A 22,116-nucleotide genomic window follows, 5' to 3' on the forward strand; every position below is an offset into this window, starting at 1 on the left:
GTCTTTTGGAGGGAGCTATGACTGCGGAGAGCAAGACGACCGGCGCCGACTTGGTGATCAGAAGCCTGATCGACCAGGACGTCGAAGTCGTCTTCGGCTATCCCGGCGGCGCCGTCCTTCCCATTTACGATTCGCTCTTCAAGCAGAACCGGCTTCGCCACATCCTGGTGCGCCATGAGCAGGCGGCGGTGCACGCGGCCGAGGGCTATGCCCGCTCGACCGGCAAAGTGGGGGTGGTGCTGGTGACGTCCGGCCCGGGCGCGACCAATGCCGTGACCGGCCTGACCGACGCGCTGATGGATTCGATCCCCATCGTCTGCCTCACCGGCCAGGTGCCCACGCACCTGATCGGCAACGACGCGTTCCAGGAGGCCGACACCACCGGCATCACGCGGCCCTGCACGAAGCATAACTATCTGGTGAAGAACGCCGCCGACCTGCAGCGGGTCATGGGCGAGGCATTCTATGTCGCGAGGTCGGGCCGGCCCGGCCCGGTGGTGATCGACCTGCCCAAGGACGTGCTGATGGCGCAGCACGACTACGAGCCGCCCAAGAAGACCATCCAGCACAAGAGCTACCGGCCGCAGGTCAAGGGCGACATCCGCAAGATCGAGCAGGCCGTCGACCTGATGGCCAAGGCCAAGCGGCCGATGTTCTACGCCGGCGGCGGCGTGATCAACTCCGGGCCCAACGCCGCCAAGCTGCTGCAGCAGCTGGTGCGGCTGACCGGCTTTCCCATCACCAGCACGCTGATGGGGCTGGGCGCCTATCCCGCCTCCGATCCGCAGTTCCTGGGCATGCTGGGCATGCACGGCATGTACGAGGCCAACCTCGCGATGCACGGCTGCGATGTGATGATCAACATCGGCGCGCGGTTCGACGACCGCGTGACGGGCCGGCTCAACGCCTTCTCGCCCGGCAGCAAGAAGATCCATGTCGACATCGACCCCTCGTCGGTCAACAAGAACGTGCGCGTCGACCTGCCGATCATCGGCGACTGCGGCCATGTGCTGGAGGACATGATCAAGGTCTGGAAGGCGCGGCAGCCCAAGCTCGATCAGAAAGCGCTGAAGGCCTGGTGGGCGCAGATCGAGGAGTGGCGCGGCAAGGACTGCCTGCGCTACGAGAACTCCAAGGAGCTGATCAAGCCGCAATACGCCCTGCAGCGGCTGTACGCGCTCACCAAGGACAAGGAGCCGATCATCACCACCGAGGTCGGCCAGCACCAGATGTGGGCGGCCCAGTTCCTGAAGTTCGAGAAGCCCAACCAGTGGCTGACCTCGGGCGGCCTGGGCACCATGGGCTACGGCCTGCCGGCCGCGATCGGGGCGCAGATCGCGCATCCCGGCCGGCTGGTGATCGACGTCGCCGGCGAAGCCTCGATCCTGATGAACATCCAGGAGCTGTCGACGGCGGCGCAGTACCGCCTGCCGGTGAAGGTGTTCATCCTCAACAACGAGTACATGGGCATGGTGCGCCAGTGGCAGGAGCTGCTGCATGGCGGCCGCTACTCGGAGAGCTATACCGCGGCCCTGCCCGATTTCGTGAAGCTCGCTGACGCCTTCCAGGCGGTCGGCATGCGCATCACCAAGCCGGACGAGGTCGATGGCGCCATCAAGGAGATGATGGCCATCGATAGGCCGGTCATCGTCGATGTCGCGGTCGACAAGGCGGAGAACTGCTTCCCGATGATCCCCTCGGGCGCGGCGCACAACGAGATGCTGCTGGGCCCCGCCGACAAGGCGGAGAAGCCGATCTCGGAAGAGGGCATGGTGCTCGTCTGAGCACCTGCCTTCCTTTCATCCCGGTCATCCATCTGTCAGCCGCGCCGCGCGGCCCGTGCCAGGGCCCGGCGTCGGGGGAGTGAGCCAAGGTGAGTCCGAATCAAGAACGCCACACCATCGCCGTGCTCGTGGACAACGAGCCCGGCGTGCTGGCCCGCGTCATCGGCCTGTTCTCGGGCCGCGGCTACAACATCGAAAGCCTGACGGTCTCCGAGACCGATGTGCGCAAGCACTTGTCGCGCATCACCATCGTGACGTCGGGCACGCCCATGGTGATCGAGCAGATCAAGGCGCAGCTCGACCGCCTGGTGCCGATCCACAAGGTGTCGGACCTGACGCTGGAGGGACCGTCGGTCGAGCGCGAGCTGGCCCTGGTCAAGGTGCGCTCGGCGGGCGAGAAGCGGGTCGAGGCGCTGCGCATCGCCGACGTCTTCCGCGCCCATGTCGTCGACATGACCAACGAGTCGGCGGTGTTCGAGCTGACGGGGGCGCCGTCCAAGCTCGACTCCTTCGTCGGCCTGATGGAGTCGCTGGGCCTGGTCGAGGTCTGCCGCACCGGCGTCGCCGCCATGCGCCGTGGCCCGGAAGGGATATGATCTTCCTCCCCAGCTCTGCTGGGGAGGTGCCCCGAAGGGGCGGAGGGGAGCCGACGTGGTTTTTGTAACTGGGATCTCGTCGGCTCCCCCTCCAGCCTTCGGCCACCTCCCCCAGCTGCGCTGGGGGGAGGGACTGAGGTCGCCATGGAAATCCTCTATCCGTTGATCGGCTTCGCGCTGGTCCACCTGCTGGCGGTGGCCAGTCCCGGGCCGACCTTCCTGGTGGTGGCGCGCACGGCTGCGACCGGGTCGCGCGCCGCCGCCCTGGTCGCGGCGCTGGCGGTGGGCATCGGGGCGCTGGTGTGGGCGACAGCGGCGTTGTTCGGGCTGCAGGCCCTGCTGGTGCGGTTCGAATGGCTGTACCTGACCTTGCGGATCGCCGGCGGCCTTTATCTGGTGTATCTGGGCATCCAGCTTGTCCGGCATGCCGGCAAGGGCGATGCGGTGGCCGCGGTCGCAGCGACATCGGGGACGCCATCGCTGGCGCGCGTCTTTCGCGAGGCGCTGATGGTCCAGCTGTCGAATCCCAAGGTCGCCGTGTTCTTCGGCAGCGTGTTTCTGACCTTGCTGCCGGCCGCTGCGCCGGCCTGGATGGTGGCCGCCGTTCTGGCCATTGTGTTCGTCAACGAGTGTGGCTGGTTCACGCTGGTGGCGTTGTTGTTTTCGGGAAACACCGTGCGCGCGGCCTATCGCCGGGCGCGGGTGTGGATCGAACGGCTGACGGGCGGCGTGCTCACGGCCCTGGGGCTTCGGCTGGCGCTCGACCGGTGAGCGCCGCCGCAATGAACTGACCGGTAGTGGAGAGACTGTGATGCGTGTCTATTACGATCGCGACGCCGATGTGAACCTGATCAAGGGCAAGAAGGTCCTGGTCGTCGGCTACGGCAGCCAGGGCCATGCCCATGCCATGAACCTGCGCGACAGCGGTGTGAAGGACGTGCGCATCGCGCTCAAGCCGGGCTCGGCCACGGTCAAGAAGGCCGAGGGCGCCGGCTTCACGGTGATGTCGCCGGCCGACGGCGCCAAGTGGGCCGACATCGTGATGGTGCTGACGCCCGACGAGCTGCAGTCGGACATCTACAACGCCGACCTGGCGCCCAACATGAAGGAGGGCGCCGCTCTGGTCTTCGCGCACGGGCTGAACGTGCACTTCAACCTGATCACGCCGCGCCCGGACCTCGACGTGTTCATGATCGCGCCCAAGGGCCCGGGCCACACCGTGCGCTCGGAGTATGTGCGCGGCGGCGGCGTGCCCTGCCTGGTGGCGGTGGCGCAGAACGCCTCGGGCAATGCGCTCGAGATCGGGCTGAGCTACTCGTCGGCGATCGGCGGCGGCCGCGCCGGCACCATCGAGACCACGTTCAAGGAAGAGTGCGAGACCGACCTGTTCGGCGAGCAGGTGGTGCTGTGCGGTGGCCTGGTCGAGCTGATCAAGGCCGGCTACGAGACGCTGGTCGAGGCCGGCTACGCGCCGGAGATGGCCTACTTCGAGTGCCTGCACGAGGTGAAGCTGATCGTCGACCTCATCTACGAGGGCGGCATCGCCAACATGAACTACTCGATCTCCAACACGGCCGAGTACGGCGAGTACCGCAGCGGCCCGCGCATCGTGACGGCCGAGACCAAGGCCGAGATGAAGCGGGTGCTGGACGACATCCAGTCCGGCCGCTTCGCGCGCGACTGGATGCTGGAGAACCGGGTCAATCAGGCCTCGTTCAAGGCCATGCGCAAGCGCATGTCGGAGCACCCGATCGAGGAGATCGGCGCCAAGCTGCGCGCCATGATGCCCTGGATCAAGGAGAAGGCGCTGGTCGACAAGACCCGGAACTGAGCGGCTCGCCTTGGCATGGGGCCGGCGTGCCGGCCCCATGCTTGCCGGCCTAGGCTAGCGGATTCGCACATCTTCACTGTCATCCCGAGCGCAGCGAGGGATCTCCCGCGAGTGGCGCACGGTGCGTTTTTCGCAGGAGATCCCTCGCTGCGCTCGGGATGACAGAAGGTGCGGCAGGCGGCGTTGCGTCCGCGGTCCTCTACGGCCCGCGTGTGCCGGCGCGGCGGTAGCACCAGGGCTGTTGCCGCACCAGGGCGATGGCCGCCGCCAGGCCCATGGGATCGTCGCCGTCGTTCGCTGCGCTGGCGGCCGACGCGACCGGCGGCATCGACAACATCACGGTCTCCTGCCGGCTCTCGGTGACGCAGCCGGCCAGCGGCATCGCTGCCGCCAACAACCAATATTTTTGCACCATCGCACCCAACCCGACCATCGAACGCGGCGCACGGTAATAGGAAGATGCTGCGCCGCGTCCCCGAAGGGACGGCGGGAGGTCTTTGTGCGTCGCTGCGGCGACCGTACCATGTGTTTTTTATTTTGTCCGTGAACTCAGGGGCTTGTTGAACCTGTCTCGTATCGGACGTCAGAAGGCGTTGGGCTTCTCTTCCTGGGGGAGATTGAAGTAAAAACAATAAATTAGTAGATTTTATTGAGAGTAGTTATTAGAAAAACCGAGGGCGTGTCCGCAGCCGGCATGTCCATTCTGGAGCATTTCGCCGCCATATCATGTAGCGTGCGGGTGTAGCTGGATACCGCGACAGTGCTGTCGCCAGAGACTGCCACAGTGCGCCCGACATTCGTGACCGAACCCGAGGCCGAACCCGCCCGGCCGGCATTGCCGCGGCCGCCCGGGGCCGCCGCGACATCCGGGTCGGTGCACGGCGACATTGCCATGCTGGCGGCGCGCCTCTTCGCGGCGCCGATGAGCCTCGTTGCGATCGCCGCGCCGCCGCGCCTGCAGGTAGTGGGGGTTTGCGGGCTGGCGGCAGACGAGGCTGGTTGTGCCGAAGTGCTGGTCGAGACCGCCGTCCGGGACGCGACCGTCGTCTGGGATGCCGGTGTGGACGATCGCCCGGTCCTGCCCTGGGGCGTGCGCTTCCACGTGACCGCGCCGATCCTGTCGCCGGACGGACGCGCGCTGGGCGCCGTCTGCGTGATGGACCGCACGCCGCGCCTCGGGGTCAGCGAACCGCAGGCCGGCGCCTTGCAGGCCCTGGCCCGGCTGGCGGGCGCCGAGCTCGAGCGGCAGCGCCAGGCGGCCGACGTGACCGCCCATGTCCAGACCGAGGCGCAGCTGCGCGAGCGCGAGGCATCGTTCCGCTATCTGTTCGACCAGAACCCCAATCCGATGGTGGTCTGCGCCGTCCGCAGCTTCCGCGTGCTGGCCGCCAACGAGGCGGCACTGCGGCTCTACGGCTACACGCGCGAGGCTTTCGTCGGCCTGTCGGTGGACAATATCCGGGTGCCGCCGCCGGATGCCGCCGCCCGCCCGCCGCTGCCGGCGCATGGCCCGGGCGTGTCGTTCGTGCGCGTCGCGACGCATCGGCGGCGGTCGGGCGCGACGTTCCCGGCCGACATCCGCGCCTCGGCGATCGTGTTCGGCGGCCGGCCGGCATGGCTGACGGTGGTGCGCGACATCACCGACCAGCAGCGCGCCCAGGCGCAGCTTGCCGAGGCCGAGGCCAAGCTGCGCCAGTCGCAGAAGCTCGAGGCCATCGGCCACCTCACCGGCGGCATCGCGCACGATTTCAACAACCTGCTGACCGTGATCCTGGGCAATGTCGAGCTGCTGCAGGAGAGCCAGCCGCCCGACTCGGCCGGCGCCGAGCTGCTGGCGGTGGTGGCGCGCGCCGCCGAGCGCGGTGCCGACCTCACCAGCCAGCTGCTGTCGTTCGCCCGGCGCCAGGCGCTGGCGCCGCACCAGGTCGACGTGAACGCGCTGCTGCACAAGATGCATGCCCTGCTGGCGCGGTCGATCGGCGAGCACATCGTGACCGCCTTCGCGCCCGGCGCCGACCTGTGGCCGGCCCTGATCGATCCGGCGCAGCTCGAGACGGCCGTGCTCAACCTGGTCGTGAACGCGCGCGATGCCATGCCCGACGGCGGCACGATCACGGTGTCGACGCGCAACGTCTCGATCGACAGCGCCGCCGGCCAGCCGGACGCCGCGCCCGGCGACTACGTCCTGGTCACGGTGGCCGATACCGGCACCGGCATGACGGCCGATGTGCTCGGCCGGGCGTTTGACCCGTTCTTCACGACCAAGGAGCCGGGCAAGGGCAGCGGCCTGGGCCTGAGCATGGTGTACGGCTTCGCGCGCCAGTCGGGCGGCCATGTGCGCATTGAGAGCGTTCCGGGCGCCGGCACGCGGGTATTGCTGCATCTGCCGCGCGCGGCGCACGAGAAGCCCCAGGCGCCCGATCCAGGCGAGCGCGGGACGCGGGGCCCGGGCGGCCACGAATCGATCCTGGTCGTCGAGGATGACGCCCGGGTGCGCGCCATCGTCGAGGCCCATCTGCGCGGCCTGGGCTATCACGTCCTGGTCGCGGGCAACGGCATCGAGGCGCTGGACATCCTGATGGGGCCGGCGCGCATCGACCTCATGCTGAGCGACATGGTGATGCCGGGCGGGCTCACCGGGCTGCAGCTTTCCGAGCAGGCCCTGCGCATCCGGCCCGGCCTGCGGGTCCTGTTCGCCTCGGGCTATTCGCAGGACGCGCTCGAGCCGCCGCATGGCCAGGACGACGGGAAGCGGCTGCTGCGCAAGCCCTACCGCCGCGGCGAGCTCGCGGCGCGCATCCGCGAGCTGCTGGACGCGCCGGGATAGAAGCGGGCGCTCGGGCATGGCGCCCGCTTATGACGCGGCCGTATTGGCTGCTGCGGGCAAGGCCGCCGCCTTCTGCTCGGCGGCGATCAGCTTGGTGAGCGTCCAGCGGAAATGCGACAGCGGCGCGTCGGCGGCGATCGCCATCAGGCGGAAGGACGGGTCGGCGTCGAGCACCTTCTGCTGCGCCTCGATGATCGCCTTGTCCTCGAGGAAACCCTCGACCAGGCTGTTGCGCAGCGACAGCGCGATCGTCGGGTTGTCGATCTCGAAATTGTGCAGGTAGTTCCAGAAGAAGTGCGTCGTGCCGGCGGTCTCCGGCGTCAGGAACTGGCAGTTGCGGTACTGCTTGGCTCCTTCCAGGTTGCCCTTCTCGGCGCCGGCGCCCTGCGGCGCGAAGCCCGATTCGAGGAAGAAGATGCCCGGGACCTGCATATGGCCGACATTCCAGCGGTCGACCCGGTTGTCGTTGCGCACGACCCGGCGGTGGAACGGCGGCGGTGGCGCGTTCATGTGCCAGCGCGTGACGCGAAAGCCGCGCTCCAGCCGCTCGATCGCGGCCGGCCTGGTGTCGTAGGCGTACTCCTCCGACCCGCCCAGCGTCTTGGCGTGCACGAAGGCGAGATGGGCAAAATCGCTGAGGTTGTCGACGATCAGCAGGTAGTTGGCGTCGTAGTGGAGATAGTCGGGCACGCCGCGCCAGGCCGGGTCGCGCAGATAGGGGAAGTCGACGATCGCGGCCGGATCGGCGGCCGCCGCGTCGCCCATCCAGATCCAGACCAGCCGGTCGCGCTCGACCACGGGATAGCTGCGCACGCCCAGCTTCGGCGGGATCGCCTGCTGGCCGGGGATCTGAATGCAGCGACCGGCGGCGTTGTATTTCAGGCCGTGGTACATGCAGCGCACGTCGTCGCCTTCGATGCGGCCCATCGACAGCGGCGCGCCGCGATGGCAGCAGCGGTTCTCCAGCGCCACCACGCGGCCGCTCTCGCCCTTGTAGAGCAGCACCGGCTCATCGAGAATTGTCCGCGCCAGCAGCTTGCCGTCGATCAGCTCATAGTCCCAGGCGGCAACGTACCAGCAGTTCCTCAGGAACGTGGCGTTGGCGTGTCCCGCGGGCATGTCGGCCTCCCTGCACGTTGTTGATGGCCGAGCGTAGGCAGCGTAGCCGTCGGCATAAATCGGTCCTGGGTGGAAACACTGTTCAGCCATGAAGACAATGAGCTGGGACGACTTCGACGCCTTCTGCCGCGTGATCGAGCACGGCGGCTTCAGCGCCGCGGCGCAGGCCATGGCGTGGCCCAAGTCGAGCGTCAGCGCCGCGGTGGCCCGGCTGGAGGAGGAGCTGAAGACGCGCCTGCTGGAGCGCACGACGCGGCGGCTGCGGCTCACCGAGGCGGGCGAGGCGCTCTACCGCAACGTCGCGCCCATGTTCCGGCGCCTGCGCGAGGCGCGCATCGAGGCGATGGCGCTGGGCGACGCGGTGCACGGCACGCTGCGCATCGCCGCGCCCTACGAGTTCGGCGCGCATCACCTCGCGGCCGTGGCCTGCGACATGCTGGATCGCTATCCGGGCCTGGAGATCGACATCGACGTCGAGCATGCCCGGATCGATCCGTTCGACCGGCATTTCGACATCGTGTTCACCGCCATCGATGACGCGCTGCCCGATTCGAGCCTGGTCGCGCGCCGCATCTTCGCCCTGGACCGCGGCGTGTTCGCCGCGCCCGGCCTGCTGGCCCGTCATCCGCCCGTGACCCGGCCGCAGGATCTCGCCGACCTGCCGTTCCTCGCCGGGCCGAACGAGGCCGACTGGGCGTTCACGGCCGCCGACGGCGCGGTCGAGCGCGTGCGCGTCGCGCCGCGCATGCGCAGCTCCAACGCCGAGGTGCGCCGGCATGCCGCCATCGCCGGCCTGGGGCTGCTGCGGGTGACGGCATCCTACTGCCGCGAGGCGCTGCGCGACGGGCTGCTGCAGGCGCTGCTGCCCGGCTTCACCTGCGACCCGCTGCGCATCTACGCGGTGCTGCCGGGACGTCATCTGATGCCGGCCAAGGTCCGGGTCTTCCTCGACACGCTCGCCGCGACGGCGCGGCCGTGAGGCACGCCGCCGGCGCACGCGGCCGGGTGATCGACGCGGTGGCGTCGTATTGTCGCGAGGTGCGCCGCGCGTCATCGCGCTGCCGCGCCGGGACGCCGGCGAGGCCGCTTCAACCCTGTTTGTGCCGCGCCGCCATCGCGTCGTCGCGGTCGAGAAGAACAAACCGGGCCCGCATGGTGGCGAAACGATGCGCCTGTCAACGCTTGCCGCCGTTCGGCTGCCGGTCTATGACGGCCGCGCTCGCCACGGGCCCATCGGAAAACTCGCGAGGGCCCCTTCGCTTTGCTGCCGCCGTCCTGAGGAATCGCGCCACTCATGCTTTCGCGACTGATGGGGCTGTTTTCAGCCGATATGGGAATCGACCTCGGGACAGCCAACACGCTGGTCTACGTCAAGGGCCGCGGAGTCGTGCTGAACGAGCCGTCGGTGGTGGCGCTCACGACCGTGGCCGGCAAGAAGCAGGTCCTGGCGGTGGGCGAGGAAGCCAAGATGATGCTGGGCCGCACGCCGGGCAACATCCAGGCCATCCGGCCGCTGCGCGACGGCGTCATCGCCGACTTCGAGGTCGCCGAGGAGATGATCAAGCACTTCATCGGCAAGGTGCACAACCGGCGGTCCTTCGCTCATCCGCAGATCGTGGTCTGCGTGCCCTCGGGCTCGACCGCGGTCGAGCGCCGCGCCATCCAGGAGTCGGCGGAGAATGCCGGTGCCCGCAAGGTGTGGCTGATCGAGGAGCCGATGGCCGCCGCGATCGGCGCCGGGCTGCCAGTGACCGAGCCGACCGGCTCGATGGTGGTCGATATCGGCGGCGGCACGACCGAGGTCGCCGTCCTGTCGCTGGGCGGCATCGTCTACCCGCGCTCGGTGCGCGTCGGCGGCGACAAGATGGACGAGGCGATCATCGCCTATATCCGCCGCAACCATAATCTCCTGGTGGGTGAATCATCGTCCGAGCGCATCAAGAAGGAGATCGGCTCGGCCATGGTGCCGGAGGACGGCGAGGGCCGGACCCTGGAGATCAAGGGCCGCGACCTGATGAACGGCGTGCCCAAGGAGCTGGTGATCAGCGAGCGGCAGATCGCCGAGAGCCTGGCCGAGCCGGTGAGCGCCATCGTCGAGGCGGTCAAGGTGGCGCTGGAGCACACCGCGCCCGAGCTGGCGGCCGATATCGTCGACAAGGGCATCGTGCTGACCGGTGGCGGCGCGCTGCTGACCAACCTCGACAAGGTGCTGCGGCAGGCGACAGGCCTGCCGGTGTCGGTCGCCGAGGACCCGCTGCTGTGCGTGGCGCTGGGCACCGGCCACGCTGTTGAAAACATCACGCGCCTGCGTGGGGTACTATCCAGCATGTATTGATCGGTGACGGTCGCATCGCGGCCGTTGCCGGCGTAGGATGGTACGGCACGTTGGGGGAGCCCCATGGCTTTGCGCAATGCCGTCGCGCAGACGGCCGCGTCCGTACGGCAGCTGGTGCAGCGCTTCTCCCTGGCGCTGCTGGTGGCGGCTGCCGCCGGCACCATGCTGATCGGCAAGGCCGACACCGTTCTGCTCGAGCGCGTGCGCGCCGCCGCGCTCGACCTGGTGTCGCCGCTGCTGGAGGCGATGTCGCGGCCGGTGGCCACGGTCAACGATTTCATCGCCACGGTCGAGGACCTGGCCGACCTGCGGGCCGAGAACGCGCGGCTGCGCGAGGAGAATGCGCGGCTGCTGGCATGGCAGAGCGTGGCGCGCCGGCTCGAGGTCGAGAACGGTGAGCTGCGCGGCCTGCTGAACTTCAAGGAAGGGCCGCAGGCGACCTTCATCACCGCCCGCGTGGTGGGCGATTCCGGCAGCGCCTTCGTGCGCAGCATGCTGCTCAATGTCGGCCGCCGTGCCGGCGTCGCCAGCGGCCAGGCGGTGGTCACCGGCGAGGGGCTGATCGGCCGCATCACCGAGGTCGGCGACAGCTGGTCGCGCGTGCTGCTGCTGTCGGACCTCAGCTTCCGCCTCCCGGTCCTGGTCGAGCGCACCCGCGAGCGGGCGATCCTGACGGGCGACAACTCGCCGCTGGCCAAGCTGGTGATGACCCAGTCGGTGGTCGGCATCCAGGTCGGCGACCGCATCATCACCTCCGGCCATGGCGGCAGCTTCCCGGTCGGCATCCCGGTGGGCGTGGTGGCCTCGACCACCGACGGCATCCGCGTGCGGCCGCTGGGCGAGGTGACGCGCCTGGAGTTCGTGCGGGTGATCGACTACGGCATCACCGGCCTGGTCACCGGCCCGGCGCCGCCGCCGGAGGTGTTCGGCCCGCCGGCGCCGCCGCCCGCGCCTCCCGCCGCCAAGCCGGCAGCCGCGTCCAAGGGGCGCTGATGGGCGAGTTCCTGCACCAGCTCGACCGTGCGCTGTACGCCGCGCTGCCCGGCGCGCTGGTGAGCCTGCTGATCCTGCTCACCCTGGCGCCGATCCGGCTGCCCGACGTGATGTCGGCGGCGCCGCTGCTGCCGCTGATGGCGGTCTACCATTTCTGCCTGTTCCGCGCCGACGCGCTGCCGGCCTGGCTGCTGTTCGTGCTGGGCATGCTGTTCGACCTGCTGCAGGGCGGGCCGGGCGCGCCGGTGGGTATTTCCGCACTGCAGTTCCTGCTGGTGCGCCAGGTGATCCTGGGCAACCAGAAATACCTCGTGTCGGTCTCGTTCACCTTCATCTGGCTGGGCTATGCCATCCTGTCGGCTGCGGCGGTGACCCTGTCGTGGTGGGTCGCCGCCCTGCTGACCTGGCGCTGGATCGACCCGCAGCCGGCGTTCTTCCAGTACATCGTGTCGCTGTTCCTCTATCCCATCTTCGGCTGGGTGCTGGGGCGCGGCCGCAACCGCGATCCGCTCAACGCGCCGGGGAGCCGGTCATGACGGTAGTGGCACGGCGGCATGCCTTTCGGACCGCGGGCGTCCACGCCCGCATGCGCTCGCAGCGAAGCGAAGAGCGAAGGATTGTCGGCGCTTTGCGCCGATGCGCGCGAGGACGCGCGCGGTCCAAGGAAGAAGGGCTGCGGTCATGAGGCGCGATGCCGACCGCTACACGCTCTTCACGCGCCGCGCGCTGCTGCTGGGCGGGCTCAAGGTCGGCATGCTGGGCATGCTGGGGGCACGGCTCTACTGGCTGCAGACCATCGAGTCCGACAAGTACAAGGTGCTGGCCGACGACAACCGCATCAACACGCGGCCGCTGACGCCCTCGCGCGGCCTGATCTTCGACCGCACCGGCGAGCCGCTGGCCGCCAACCGCAACAATTTCCGCGTGCTGATCACCGCCGACAAGGGCCGCGCCGCCGATGCCATCCGGCAGGCCGAGACCGTGCTGGAGCGGCTCGACCGCGTGATCACCATCGGCGACGGCGAGCGCCAGCGCATTATCGAGCAGATGCGGCGCAACCGCAGCTTCGTGCCGGTGACGGTGCGCGAGAACCTGACCTGGGAGCAGGTGGCGCAGATCGAGTTCAACGCGCCCGACCTGCCCGGCGTCTCGATCGACCTGGGCCAGACGCGCGACTACTTCTATCCCGAGCTGATGAGCCACATCGTGGGCTATGTCGGGCGCGTCTCGCCGGAGGACCTGCGCGACAGCGACGACGCCGTGCTGCAGCTGCCGGGCATGCGCATCGGCAAGAAGGGTGTCGAGAAGGGCGCCGACGAGGCGCTGCGCGGCAAGCCGGGCGGCATCCAGGTCGAGGTCAACGCCGTCGGCCGGGTGGTGCGCGAGCTCGACCGCGTCGAGGGCGAGGCCGGCGCCAACCTGCTGCTGACCATCGACCTGGAGCTGCAGCAATACGTCGCCGACCGTCTCAAGGAGCAGAGCGCCTCGGCCGTGGTGATGGACGTCGTCACCGGCGACATCCTGTCCATGGTATCGGTGCCGAGCTTCGACAACAACACCTTCGCCCGTGGCGTCACGCAGACCGAGTGGCAGGACCTGCTGAACGACCCCAAGAAGCCGCTGCTCAACAAGGCGGCGCAGGGCGTCTATCCGCCGGGCTCGACCTACAAGATGGTGACGGCGCTGGCGGCGCTGGACAGCAAGGGCATCGGGTTGTGGGACCGCCTGCCGTGCAACGGCTTCATCGAGATGCCGGGCAACGTGAAGAAATACTGCTGGATCCATCCGGCGGGCCACGGCTGGCTCAACGTCGTGGAGGCGCTGCAGCAATCCTGCGACTGCTTCTTCTACGAGGCGGCCAAGCGCGCCGGCGTCGACCGCATCGGCGAGGCCGCGGCCAAGCTCGGCTTCGGGCGGCCCACCGGCGTGGGCCTGCCGGAGGAGTCGGGCGGGCTGCAGCCGTCGCGCGCCTGGAAGCAGGAGCGCGAGAGCAAGCCCTGGGGCCTGGGCGACACCTACAATCTGGGCATCGGCCAGGGCGACATGCTGTCGACGCCGCTGCAGCTGGCGGTGATGACGGCGCGCATCGCCAATGGTGGCTATGACGTGCGGCCGCGGCTGGTGGCCGCCAGCGCCGGCGCCCGCGACGCGCTGCAGCCGCCGCCGGTGCAGGCCAAGCCGTCGGCGCCCAGCCTGCGCTTCAACCCGCAGCACCTCAAGGCGGTGCAGCAGGGCATGGATATGGTGGTCAACAGCCAGAGCGGCACGGCGTTCTCCTCGCGCATCACCGAGAAGGGCATGGCCATGGCGGGCAAGACCGGCACGGCCCAGGTCAAGCGCATCACCGAGAGCGAGCGCGGCCGGCGCATGTCGCAGACCGAGCTGCCCTGGCATCTGCGCCACCATGCGCTGTTCTGCGGCTACGCGCCGGTCGACAGCCCGCGCTATGCCTGCGCCGTGGTGGTCGAGCACGGCATGGGCGGCTCGCTCACCGCGGCGCCGATCACCCGCGATATCCTGCTGCAGACTCAGAAGCTCGACCCGTCGCGCCGGCCGGAGCGCTTCAAGAGCGCCATGCTGGCGGGCAGCGGCACGCTGGCCGAGACGCCGGCGGCGGCCGGCGACGGGCCGCCGCCCAGCCGGAGCGAACGATGAGCCTGGCCGCCAACCGCAGCGAGCTGACGCTGCCGGAGAAGATCCGCCGCCTGGACTGGCGTCTCGTGCTGGTGCTGATCGGCGTCGCCGGCGTCGGCACGGCGGCGCTGTACTCGGCCGGCGGCATGAAGCCCGAGCCGTGGGCGATCAAGCATGCCACGCGCTTCGCCATCGGCGCCGCCGTCATGCTGATGGTGGCGCTGGTCGACCTGCGGGTGTGGATGCGGCTGGCCTACCCGGCCTATGTCGTGTCGGTGCTGCTGCTGGTGGCGGTCGACGTGATCGGCAAGGGCGCCATGGGGGCGCAACGCTGGCTCGATATCGGCCCGGTGCAGATCCAGCCCTCGGAGCTGATGAAGATCGCCGCCATCCTGGCGCTGTCGCGCTACTTCCACAGCCTGTCGCGCGAGCAGGTGGGGCGCATCGTCTATGTCGTGCCGCCGGTGCTGGCCATCCTGGTGCCGGTGGCGCTGGTGATGGTGCAGCCTGATCTCGGCACCGCGATGGTGCTGCTGTCGACCGGCGCCGCCATGATGTTCGTGGCCGGCGTGAAGCTGTGGAAGTTCCTGCTGGCCGGCACCCTGGGCGCCGCCAGCCTGCCGGTGGCCTGGAAGCTGATGCACGAGTACCAGCGCAACCGCGTGCGCATCTTCCTCGACCCCGACCTCGACCCGCTGGGCGCCGGCTACCACATCCTGCAGTCCAAGATCGCGATCGGGTCCGGCGGCATGCTGGGCAAGGGCTTCGGCATGGGCACGCAGTCGACGCTGAACTTCCTGCCCGAGAAGCAGACCGACTTCATCTTCACGATGTGGACCGAGGAGACCGGCCTGCGCGGCGCGCTGATCCTGCTGGCGCTCTATGTCGCCATCATCATCTATGCCTACATCGTCGCCGTGCGCACCCGCAGCCATTTCGGCCGGCTGCTGGCCATGGGCATCGGCATCACGGTTTTCCTCTACGTCTTCATCAACATGGGCATGGTGATGGGCCTGCTGCCGGTGGTGGGTGTGCCGCTGCCGCTGGTGAGCTACGGCGGCACCGCCATGCTGACGGTGCTGTTCGCCTGCGGCCTGCTGCTGGGCATCAACGTGCACCGCGACCTGGTGATCCCGCGCCCCTGACGGCAGGGCGATCGCGGATGCCGCCGTTCACCCTCGCCCCGCGAGAGCGGGGAGAGGGAGGGGGCCGTCGCGCAGCGATGGGAGGGTGAGGGGTACGAGCGATCAGTCCCTGTTCCTGCCGCATGGCTTGATCGTTCCTACCCCTCACCTTCCCATGCCTTCGGCATGGGCCCCTTCCTCTCCCCGCTGCCGCGGGGCGAGGAGACAGCACCGGTGTGTTCATCTGCGATCGTCCTGCCCCTGACGGGGCATGCCAGCCTCAGCCGCGCGCCTGGCCGTAGTCGCGGCTCAGCATGTCGAGCAGGTGCCTCGAGGCTGGGCTGAGGAAGCCGCCGCTGCGAGTCACCGCCACGATCGGCTGGCCGGCCTTCAGGTCGCCGACCTTGATCGTGCTCAGCGTGCGTGCGGCGAGCTCCTCGCCGATGCTGCTGCGGGGCACCAGCGCCAGGCCGAAGCCCGCCTCGACCAGGCGCTTCTGCGCCGTCAGGCTGTCGATGGGCGTCCACGGGATCTCGCCCAGGCCGTGCGCGAGAAACAGCGCGAAGACATGCGAGGCGGCGATCTCGCGGCGGCCCGGCACTTCGGGAAAGGCCAGCCAGCGCTCGGCGCGCAGCATGGCCAGCGACTTGACCGTGCGGCCCGCCAGCGCATGCTGCGGGGCGCATGTCACGACCAGATCCTCGGTCGCGACGGGCTGGCTGCTGATATCAGGCGACGCGTCATGGAAATAGCGCAGCCCGACGATGGCCTCGCCGCGCCGCACCAGGTCGCTGACATCGGCGCTGGTGGCGGTGGTCAGGCTGAGATCGACGTCGGGGTGGGCGCGCGCGAAGCGCCCGAGGATCCGGGTCAGCCGGGTGCCCGCCAGCGTGCCGACCGCCGCCAGGGTCACCGGGCCCGACGCCGTGGACGCGAGCGCCCGCACCGCGTTCTCGGCGTCCTGCAGCGCCGCCAGCGCACGTTCGGCATAGGGCAGCAGGACGCGCCCGGCCTGGCTCAGCATCGTGCCGCCCGAGACGCGCTCGAACAGCGGCGCGCCCAGCTCCTGCTCCAGCAGGCTGATGCGGCGGGAGATCGCCGGCTGCGTGCGATGCAGCCGCCGCGCGGCGTTGGAAAAGCCCCGCTGGCGATGGACCGTGAGGAAGGTCCTGAGCGCTTCGGCGTCCATGCCGAAGGTATACATCAAACTTATGGGTATCAGAAAAACTACAAATTCGACGCATGAGGCTCCACCCGCTACCGATGCGCCGTCGAACGCCACGCAGGCAAGGAGCCCGGCCATGACCGCCACGCCGACCACGACCGCTATGAACAAGGCCGCCGCGCTGAAGGCGCTGCACCAGCAGGGCAGGACCTTCATCATTCCCAACCCGTGGGACCGCGGCTCGGCTCGCCTGTTGGAAGCGGCCGGGTTCCCGGCCCTGGCGACGACCAGCGCCGGCTGCGATTTCGCGCGCGGCGTGCGCAACGGCGCCACGGGCCGCGACGCGATCCTTGACAACGCGGTCGAGATCGACCGTGCCACCGACCTGCCGGTGAGCGCCGACCTCGAGCACGGCTTCGGCGATGCGCCCGAGGACGTCGCCGAGACCATCCGCCGCGCCATCGCCGCGGGCCTGGCGGGCGGCTCGATCGAGGATGCCTCCGGCAGGCCCGATCAGCCGATCTACGGCTTCGAGCGGGCGGTCGAGCGCATGCGGGCTGCCGTCGAGGTGGTGCGGACGCAGCCGGTCCCGTTCCAGCTAGTGGCGCGCGCCGAGAACTATCTTCATGGCCGGCGCGACTTGCGCGACACGATCCGCCGCCTGCAGGCCTTCCAGGAGGCGGGTGCCGACGTGCTCTATGCCCCGGGGCTGAGCACCCGGGACGAGCTGCGGACGCTGATCAGCGAGGTGGACCGGCCGGTCAACGTGGTGATGGGGCTGGTCGACGCCGAGTTCAAGACGGTGGCGGACCTCGCGGCACTGGGTGTCGTGCGCATCAGCCTGGGCAGCGCGCTGGCGCGGCGCGCCTACGGCGCCCTGATGGATGGCGCGCGCGAGATGCTGCAGCGCGGGTCGTTCGATTTTATTGCTGACGCCATGCCGTTTCGTGACATCAACATGAGCTTCCCGCCGTGACGGGATGCTGTTCGGCTCATGTTCTCCCGGGTGTCATGGCCAGGCATGAAAAAAGCCCCGTGGTTGCGGGGCCTTATCCATCGCCGGGAATGGTGGGCGCACTAGGGCTCGAACCTAGGACCCGCTGATTAAGAGTCAGCTGCTCTACCAACTGAGCTATGCGCCCATTCCGGCCGCCGCCGGCCCGAAAGCCGGAAGCGGCGCGCGTTATAGCCATGCGCTTATCCCTTGTCTATAGGCGAGAATCGGCCATGCAGGAGTCTGGGGATCACTGCGACCGGCGTGGAAATCGGGATTCTGCGCTCGTGGCGAAGGATGTTGAGCCGATCCACCCTGCCGCGCAGGGCATTCGCATATGCCCCTACCGTCATCCCGAGCGTAGCGAGGGATCTCCTGCGGCAAGGCGCACGGTGCGCAATTCGCGGGAGATCCCTCGCTACGCTCGGGATGACGGTAGGGGCATATGCGAATGCCCTGCCCTGCCGGCGACGCACCCTCACCCGGAGCGGCCGGCCAACTTGTCGCGAAGCCGGTCTTCCTGATCGGCGAGTTCCGGCGTGAGGGCTTCGCCGAAGTCGGCAGCTTCGACGACCGGGCGGATCTCGATCTCACTCGGGCCGGGCATGGGATTGGGGCAGCGCTTCACCCACGCGACCGCCTCGGCCATGTCCTTGACCTCCCACAGCCAGAAGCCGGCGACCAGCTCGCGGGTCTCGGCGAAAGGCCCCTCGACGACCATGCGGCTCGGACCGTCGAAGGCGACGCGCTTGCCCTGCGCCGAAGGCTTCAGCCCTTCGCCCGCCAGCATGATGCCGGCGTTGACGAGCTCCTCGTTGTACTTGCCCATGGCCTCGAGAAGCTCTGTCGAGGGCATGATACCTGCTTCGCTATCCTTCGTTGCCTTCACCATGACCATCACACGCATCGTTCTTCTCCAATGACGGGCAGAGCGCCCCTAGGACGCGCGGCAGTCCTGTGGAACCGACAGTCCGTCGGAAATTTTTTTACGGCTTGAAAGAAGGTGATTGGCCGAAATGGCAGAAGTCCGGCGTCACTTCGGCGATCGCTCATTGACGGGCGACGGCGGATGGGTTTCCCAGCTGATCCCGGGAGCGACCTCCTGGCGATCAAGCTTGGCCGTGCCGTGCACGGGCCCGGTGCCGCTGATCAACGCGCCGCTGCGTGCGTCGTAGACGAACGCCGCGAGCTTTGCGACGGCTTCGCGCGTATTGGAGCGGTAAAGGACGATCGGCGCGGGGTTGGCGCTGTCGAGCGACCTCGGATTCGGAACGCCGACGAAGAACTCCTTCTCGTTGGTTGAAAGCGCCCCGACGCGGATCTCAACGATGCTCTCCGCCTTCGGGCGATCGTCGGTCAGGCGCACGCCCGTTCGCAGCAGCGCATAGCGGATGGCGCTGATGGCATACTTGCCGTCCTCCAGGTCGAAGTATGTCGTGTCGACGAACGCCAGCCCCTTCACACGCAGGGCGTGCGCCAGCATGTCGGCTGCCTGGTCGGCGGCCGTCGATGTCAGCATCTGGTCGGCCGCGGTTTTGGACGGCGCGCTGCTCTTGACCGAGCTGCAGCCTGCGATGCCGGTGATCAGGATGAGCAGGATCGTACGCATGACATCCCACATGGGAGCCGCTGCTTTCGGTTCAAGCAGAGCGGCAGCGAGAGATGTGTCCGGGATGTGATAGGAGGGACGCGAGATGCTGAGCACGGCCGATCATCGCCACGGCACCATGGACAGGTCAATCCGGCATCCGGTTGTTGCATCTCACATGAGAATGGTGTAAGTTCTCACTCATTTCAAGCTTGGAATACGAGTGCCGATGCCCGGTTTCGCCAGCCGGGCTCCTGGTCCATCCCGTTTGCGCGCTGCCGAGGGAGGAGCACGTGGTGCACAACCTCACTGCCGGTGAAAAGGCCCTGCTGAACCCGATCTTCAAGCTGATGCTCCCGTACAGCCGGATCGTCTGCAAGGTGAACACGGACAACATTGGCGGGAGCGGCAATTCGATCACCCCGAAGGGGACACCGTACTTTTCCGTGTCGGTCTACACGCCTGACTTCTCCACGGCGGGCCTTGCCAAGCAATGGGTCTTCGTCCACGAGATGACGCATGTGTGGCAATACTATCATGGACAGAACGTGATACTGGAGGCCATCGGACTGGGCATACAAAAGATGGGGAATTACGGCGCCTCCTACGCGTATGCTTTGACACCCACCAGTAATTTCGGCGATTTCAACCTTGAGCAGCAGGCCTCGATCGTCGCTGACTACTGGATCCTGACAAAGGGTGGCATACCGCAGGACAACCTGGCGAAGACGCCGAAGCTGGCAGACTACACGAGCACCATGAAGGACTTCTCCGCCGGCGGCCCACCGCACAGACCGTCTCTCGACGACTATCCCAGCACCTGGTGAGTGCCGCCCGCAAGCCGATGGCCGGATGTGGCTAGGCGCCGGCCCTTTGCATCGCTTCGTCGGCGATGGCGAGCTGCCCGCGCCGATGCCGCTCGCAATCGTCGGTGATGAAGTCCAGCAGGGCCCGGATCGATGGCAGCAGCCCGCGCCGCGACGGAAAGATCGCCCAGATGGCGTCGGGGCGCGGTCGCCATTGCGGCAGCATATCGACGAGCCTGCCGGCCGCGATGTCAGGTCCGATGAGGAGTGCCGGCAGCTGCGCGACGCCGATTCCCTGAAGCGCAGCCTCGCGCAGCGCCGACAAGTCGTCGCTGACGAGACGCGGCACGTGCGGGATCACTGCGGTCGGACCATCGACATGCTTGAGGCACCATTTGTGTGCGTCCTGCGGCATGCCGAAAGCCAGGCTCGGCAGGCCTGCCAGGTCATTCGGTCCCTTGGGGCCGGATGACCCGCCGAGAAGCGTCGGGCTGCCGACCAGGCATTGGGCATTGTCGCCCAGCTTCCGCACGATGAGGCCGCCTGGCTCCAGCGGCGCGGCACCGACACGGATCGCCAGGTCGTAACCTTCGGCGATGATGTCGACGCGGCGATTGAAGGCTTTGAGGTGAACCTGGACGCGCGGGTGGCGGCCCATGAAGAGGGCGATCAGATCCCCGAAATGATAGTTCAGCAATCCGGGCGGGCACGTCATCTTGATCAGCCCTTGCGGCTCCGAGCGGACGGCGTCGATCACCGCTTGCGCGGCTTCGGCACCGGCAAGCATGGCCAGGCACTGCCGATAGTACTCCCAACCAATTTCGGTCACGGAAAAACCGCGTGACGATCGTTGGATCAGCCGGACGCCCAATCGATCTTCCAGCAGGCTGATCCGCCTGCTGAGCTTCGATTTCTGGATGCCAAGCGCGCGTCCGGCGGACGCAAACCCTCGATTCTCGACCACCTGGACAAAATAGTAGAGGTCGTTGAGGTCCTGCATCGTCCTATTCATAGGACGCAAGGTTCGAATTTTCAATCTGGTGCCCGTAGCGCAACGGGTTTTAGGTGATTGAGCTTTCGCCGCGTGCAGCGTTGGGAGCAGCAATCATGAAAAGCGTGATCGGTGTGTGCAGCAATCCCAATACCCGTCCGTCGAGTTGCCGAACGCAGCAGGCGGCGTGCGCGTCATTGCCGGGGAGTTTGCTGGTCACAAGGGCCCTGCCCGAACCTTTACGCCGATCGTCATGAGCACCGAGGCAGAAATCCGCCGAGCGGTCGACGATCTGAAGAGTGGCCACTTCGGCAAGCTTCCAGCTGGGTAGCATGATTCCACGTTCGCAGGGCGGCCGGATCACGCCTGCCCCGTGGCGTTGAGGGCAGCGGACCAGCTCACCCCGTTCCACAGCCGACAAGGCCATGTGCCTAGCCGGAATAGCAGCGAGTATTGAAACGAGGGGCCCTCGGACCAGCACGCCCGGGTGGGCCTTCTGACAGTGCGGGGGAACATGCCGGGCTCGCCGTGTTCTCCTCGCCGACGCGGCCTAGTCGCGACCCGACCAGGCGAGCCCGTGCAACGGAGGCAAGTCATGTACGACAAGAGTGCCGTTGAGAAGAACAAGTGGATGATCGATCCGGACGATGCGGTCATGCTGCTGATCGACCACCAGAGCGGGCTGTTCCAGCTTGTGAGGGATATCGATCAGCCTGTCCTGCGCCGACATGTCTGCGCGCTCGCGAGGGTCGCGCATCTCGCCAAGATTCCGACCTTCACCACGGCCTCGGTGCCCGACGGTCCAAACGGCCCGTTGATCCCGGAAATTCACCAGCTCAATCCTGAGGCGGTCTACATCCCGAGAACCGGCCAGATCAACGCCTGGGACAATCCGGAGTGGGTGAGGGCCATCGAGAAGACCGGGCGCAAGACGCTCCTCGTTGCCGGCACGCTTACAAGCGTCTGCATGGCATTCCCGACGCTGAGCGCCCTCGTCGCCGGATACAAGGTCTTCACGATCGTTGATGCTTCCGGCAACTGGAGCCAGATGGCGACCGAGATCACGCTGGCCCGCGTCGTCCAGGCCGGCGCAATGCCGATCGACACCTACGCCGTTCTCGCCGAAGTCATGAGCACCTGGAACCGCCCCGATGCATTGGAATTCGCGGGCGCGATGGTCGACTACATCGTGCCGCCCTATCGGGCACTGATGGAGAGCTACGACAAAGCACAGGACGTGCAAAAGGTCGGCCACGAAACCAAGCTGGACCGCCTGCAGACTGCCAGAACGAAGACTCCGGCTTAGAAAGCGAGAGCAAGCAGGCGCGG

At 67.8% G+C, this 22,116-nt stretch carries 20 protein-coding genes, 1 tRNA gene and 1 pseudogene; 15 read left to right on the forward strand and 7 right to left on the reverse strand.

The window, feature by feature from the left end:
* Positions 1–17: 17 nt before the first annotated feature.
* The 4 genes from FHP25_RS08900 to ilvC all read left to right on the forward strand — a co-directional run bounded on the left by FHP25_RS08900 (position 18) and on the right by ilvC (position 4,211).
* Positions 18–1,784 carry an acetolactate synthase 3 large subunit gene (locus FHP25_RS08900; protein ID WP_147846574.1) on the forward strand — a complete coding sequence of 589 codons (1,767 nt, stop codon included), beginning with the start codon at positions 18–20 and terminating at the stop codon, positions 1,782–1,784.
* Between the two features lie 89 nt (positions 1,785–1,873).
* Positions 1,874–2,380 carry an acetolactate synthase small subunit gene (ilvN, locus tag FHP25_RS08905; RefSeq protein ID WP_147846575.1) on the forward strand — a complete coding sequence of 169 codons (507 nt, stop codon included), beginning with the start codon at positions 1,874–1,876 and terminating at the stop codon, positions 2,378–2,380.
* A 144-nt stretch (positions 2,381–2,524) separates the two neighbouring features.
* Positions 2,525–3,151 (forward strand): LysE family transporter, encoded by a 627-nt coding sequence (locus tag FHP25_RS08910; protein ID WP_147846576.1) that lies wholly within the window; start codon positions 2,525–2,527, stop codon positions 3,149–3,151.
* Positions 3,152–3,191: 40 nt separating this feature from the next.
* Entirely contained in the window at positions 3,192–4,211 is a 1,020-nt protein-coding gene (gene ilvC, locus FHP25_RS08915; RefSeq protein ID WP_147846577.1) for a ketol-acid reductoisomerase, read from the forward strand.
* A gap of 199 nt (positions 4,212–4,410) precedes the next feature.
* On the opposite strand, the gene FHP25_RS08920 is transcribed toward ilvC, so the two are convergent.
* Positions 4,411–4,626, reverse strand: coding sequence for a hypothetical protein (locus FHP25_RS08920; RefSeq protein WP_147846578.1), 216 nt, complete (start codon positions 4,624–4,626; stop codon positions 4,411–4,413).
* Positions 4,627–5,010: 384 nt separating this feature from the next.
* On the opposite strand from FHP25_RS08920, the gene FHP25_RS08925 reads away from it, so the two are divergent.
* Positions 5,011–7,038 carry an ATP-binding protein gene (locus FHP25_RS08925; protein WP_147846579.1) on the forward strand — a complete coding sequence of 676 codons (2,028 nt, stop codon included), beginning with the start codon at positions 5,011–5,013 and terminating at the stop codon, positions 7,036–7,038.
* 27 nt (positions 7,039–7,065) lie between these two features.
* Here the strand turns inward: FHP25_RS08925 and FHP25_RS08930 are convergent, their stop codons facing one another.
* Complete coding sequence (locus tag FHP25_RS08930; RefSeq protein WP_147846580.1) at positions 7,066–8,157, reverse strand: aromatic ring-hydroxylating dioxygenase subunit alpha; 1,092 nt, start codon at positions 8,155–8,157, stop codon at positions 7,066–7,068.
* 88 nt (positions 8,158–8,245) lie between these two features.
* Between FHP25_RS08930 and FHP25_RS08935 the strand changes: the two genes are divergently transcribed.
* The 6 genes from FHP25_RS08935 to rodA all read left to right on the forward strand — a co-directional run bounded on the left by FHP25_RS08935 (position 8,246) and on the right by rodA (position 15,264).
* On the forward strand, positions 8,246–9,136 hold the full coding sequence (locus FHP25_RS08935) for a LysR family transcriptional regulator (RefSeq protein WP_218578281.1): 891 nt from the start codon (positions 8,246–8,248) through the stop codon (positions 9,134–9,136).
* 315 nt (positions 9,137–9,451) lie between these two features.
* Entirely contained in the window at positions 9,452–10,492 is a 1,041-nt protein-coding gene (locus FHP25_RS08940; protein WP_147846581.1) for a rod shape-determining protein, read from the forward strand.
* Between the two features lie 63 nt (positions 10,493–10,555).
* A complete protein-coding gene (gene mreC / locus FHP25_RS08945) occupies positions 10,556–11,485 on the forward strand; it encodes a rod shape-determining protein MreC (protein ID WP_147846582.1) in 930 nt (309 codons plus the stop codon).
* Complete coding sequence (locus FHP25_RS08950) at positions 11,485–12,021, forward strand: hypothetical protein (protein WP_147846583.1); 537 nt, start codon at positions 11,485–11,487, stop codon at positions 12,019–12,021. Before mreC ends, FHP25_RS08950 begins: the two co-directional genes overlap by 1 nt.
* 145 nt (positions 12,022–12,166) lie before the next feature.
* Positions 12,167–14,140: a penicillin-binding protein 2 gene (gene mrdA / locus FHP25_RS08955; RefSeq protein WP_147846584.1), complete on the forward strand. Its 1,974-nt coding sequence runs from the start codon at positions 12,167–12,169 to the stop codon at positions 14,138–14,140.
* The gene (gene rodA, locus FHP25_RS08960) at positions 14,137–15,264 is read left to right on the forward strand and encodes a rod shape-determining protein RodA (protein WP_147846585.1); all 1,128 of its coding nucleotides are present in this window, start codon (positions 14,137–14,139) and stop codon (positions 15,262–15,264) included. The genes mrdA and rodA overlap by 4 nt, the downstream gene beginning before the upstream one ends.
* 259 nt (positions 15,265–15,523) lie before the next feature.
* Here rodA and FHP25_RS08965 read toward each other — a convergent pair whose 3' ends face one another.
* Positions 15,524–16,432, reverse strand: coding sequence for a LysR family transcriptional regulator (locus FHP25_RS08965; RefSeq protein ID WP_147846586.1), 909 nt, complete (start codon positions 16,430–16,432; stop codon positions 15,524–15,526).
* Between the two features lie 112 nt (positions 16,433–16,544).
* Here FHP25_RS08965 and FHP25_RS08970 point away from each other — a divergent pair, with 112 nt between their 5' ends.
* A complete protein-coding gene (locus tag FHP25_RS08970; RefSeq protein ID WP_147846587.1) occupies positions 16,545–17,384 on the forward strand; it encodes an isocitrate lyase/PEP mutase family protein in 840 nt (279 codons plus the stop codon).
* Positions 17,385–17,474: 90 nt separating this feature from the next.
* Here FHP25_RS08970 and FHP25_RS08975 read toward each other — a convergent pair.
* From FHP25_RS08975 to FHP25_RS08985, 3 genes are all read right to left on the reverse strand, one after another.
* Positions 17,475–17,550 (reverse strand) — tRNA-Lys (locus FHP25_RS08975).
* Positions 17,551–17,880: 330 nt separating this feature from the next.
* A complete protein-coding gene (locus FHP25_RS08980) occupies positions 17,881–18,309 on the reverse strand; it encodes a YciI family protein (protein WP_147846588.1) in 429 nt (142 codons plus the stop codon).
* 126 nt (positions 18,310–18,435) lie between these two features.
* On the reverse strand, positions 18,436–19,011 hold the full coding sequence (locus FHP25_RS08985; protein WP_147846589.1) for a DUF6655 family protein: 576 nt from the start codon (positions 19,009–19,011) through the stop codon (positions 18,436–18,438).
* A gap of 272 nt (positions 19,012–19,283) precedes the next feature.
* On the opposite strand from FHP25_RS08985, the gene FHP25_RS08990 reads away from it, so the two are divergent.
* A complete protein-coding gene (locus tag FHP25_RS08990) occupies positions 19,284–19,817 on the forward strand; it encodes a hypothetical protein (protein ID WP_147846590.1) in 534 nt (177 codons plus the stop codon).
* Between the two features lie 31 nt (positions 19,818–19,848).
* Here the strand turns inward: FHP25_RS08990 and FHP25_RS08995 are convergent, their stop codons facing one another.
* Positions 19,849–20,796 (reverse strand): LysR substrate-binding domain-containing protein, encoded by a 948-nt coding sequence (locus tag FHP25_RS08995; RefSeq protein ID WP_147846591.1) that lies wholly within the window; start codon positions 20,794–20,796, stop codon positions 19,849–19,851.
* A 145-nt stretch (positions 20,797–20,941) separates the two neighbouring features.
* Between FHP25_RS08995 and FHP25_RS42440 the strand changes: the two are divergent.
* Both FHP25_RS42440 and FHP25_RS09005 read left to right on the forward strand, forming a co-directional pair.
* Positions 20,942–21,037 (forward strand): annotated as a pseudogene (locus FHP25_RS42440) (pirin family protein); the annotation flags it as partial.
* A gap of 345 nt (positions 21,038–21,382) precedes the next feature.
* Positions 21,383–22,093 carry an isochorismatase family protein gene (locus FHP25_RS09005; protein WP_147846593.1) on the forward strand — a complete coding sequence of 237 codons (711 nt, stop codon included), beginning with the start codon at positions 21,383–21,385 and terminating at the stop codon, positions 22,091–22,093.
* Positions 22,094–22,116: the final 23 nt, after the last annotated feature.

It is taken from the genome of Vineibacter terrae (assembly GCF_008039615.1).
Lineage (GTDB): Bacteria > Pseudomonadota > Alphaproteobacteria > Reyranellales > Reyranellaceae > Vineibacter > Vineibacter terrae.

Excerpts from the sequence above, each read along its gene's own strand:
- FHP25_RS08900 (WP_147846574.1), top strand. The coding sequence starts at position 18 with ATGACTGCGGAGAGCAAGACGACCGGCGCCGACTTGGTGATCAGAAGC.
- FHP25_RS08910 (WP_147846576.1), top strand. The coding sequence starts at position 2,525 with ATGGAAATCCTCTATCCGTTGATCGGCTTCGCGCTGGTCCACCTGCTG.
- ilvC (WP_147846577.1), top strand. The coding sequence starts at position 3,192 with ATGCGTGTCTATTACGATCGCGACGCCGATGTGAACCTGATCAAGGGC.
- FHP25_RS08920 (WP_147846578.1), bottom strand. The coding sequence starts at position 4,626 with ATGGTGCAAAAATATTGGTTGTTGGCGGCAGCGATGCCGCTGGCCGGC.
- FHP25_RS08930 (WP_147846580.1), bottom strand. The coding sequence starts at position 8,157 with ATGCCCGCGGGACACGCCAACGCCACGTTCCTGAGGAACTGCTGGTAC.
- FHP25_RS08935 (WP_218578281.1), top strand. The coding sequence starts at position 8,246 with ATGAAGACAATGAGCTGGGACGACTTCGACGCCTTCTGCCGCGTGATC.
- FHP25_RS08940 (WP_147846581.1), top strand. The coding sequence starts at position 9,452 with ATGCTTTCGCGACTGATGGGGCTGTTTTCAGCCGATATGGGAATCGAC.
- mreC (WP_147846582.1), top strand. The coding sequence starts at position 10,556 with ATGGCTTTGCGCAATGCCGTCGCGCAGACGGCCGCGTCCGTACGGCAG.
- FHP25_RS08950 (WP_147846583.1), top strand. The coding sequence starts at position 11,485 with ATGGGCGAGTTCCTGCACCAGCTCGACCGTGCGCTGTACGCCGCGCTG.
- mrdA (WP_147846584.1), top strand. The coding sequence starts at position 12,167 with ATGAGGCGCGATGCCGACCGCTACACGCTCTTCACGCGCCGCGCGCTG.
- rodA (WP_147846585.1), top strand. The coding sequence starts at position 14,137 with ATGAGCCTGGCCGCCAACCGCAGCGAGCTGACGCTGCCGGAGAAGATC.
- FHP25_RS08965 (WP_147846586.1), bottom strand. The coding sequence starts at position 16,432 with ATGGACGCCGAAGCGCTCAGGACCTTCCTCACGGTCCATCGCCAGCGG.
- FHP25_RS08970 (WP_147846587.1), top strand. The coding sequence starts at position 16,545 with ATGACCGCCACGCCGACCACGACCGCTATGAACAAGGCCGCCGCGCTG.
- FHP25_RS08980 (WP_147846588.1), bottom strand. The coding sequence starts at position 18,309 with ATGCGTGTGATGGTCATGGTGAAGGCAACGAAGGATAGCGAAGCAGGT.
- FHP25_RS08985 (WP_147846589.1), bottom strand. The coding sequence starts at position 19,011 with ATGCGTACGATCCTGCTCATCCTGATCACCGGCATCGCAGGCTGCAGC.
- FHP25_RS08995 (WP_147846591.1), bottom strand. The coding sequence starts at position 20,796 with ATGCAGGACCTCAACGACCTCTACTATTTTGTCCAGGTGGTCGAGAAT.
- FHP25_RS09005 (WP_147846593.1), top strand. The coding sequence starts at position 21,383 with ATGTACGACAAGAGTGCCGTTGAGAAGAACAAGTGGATGATCGATCCG.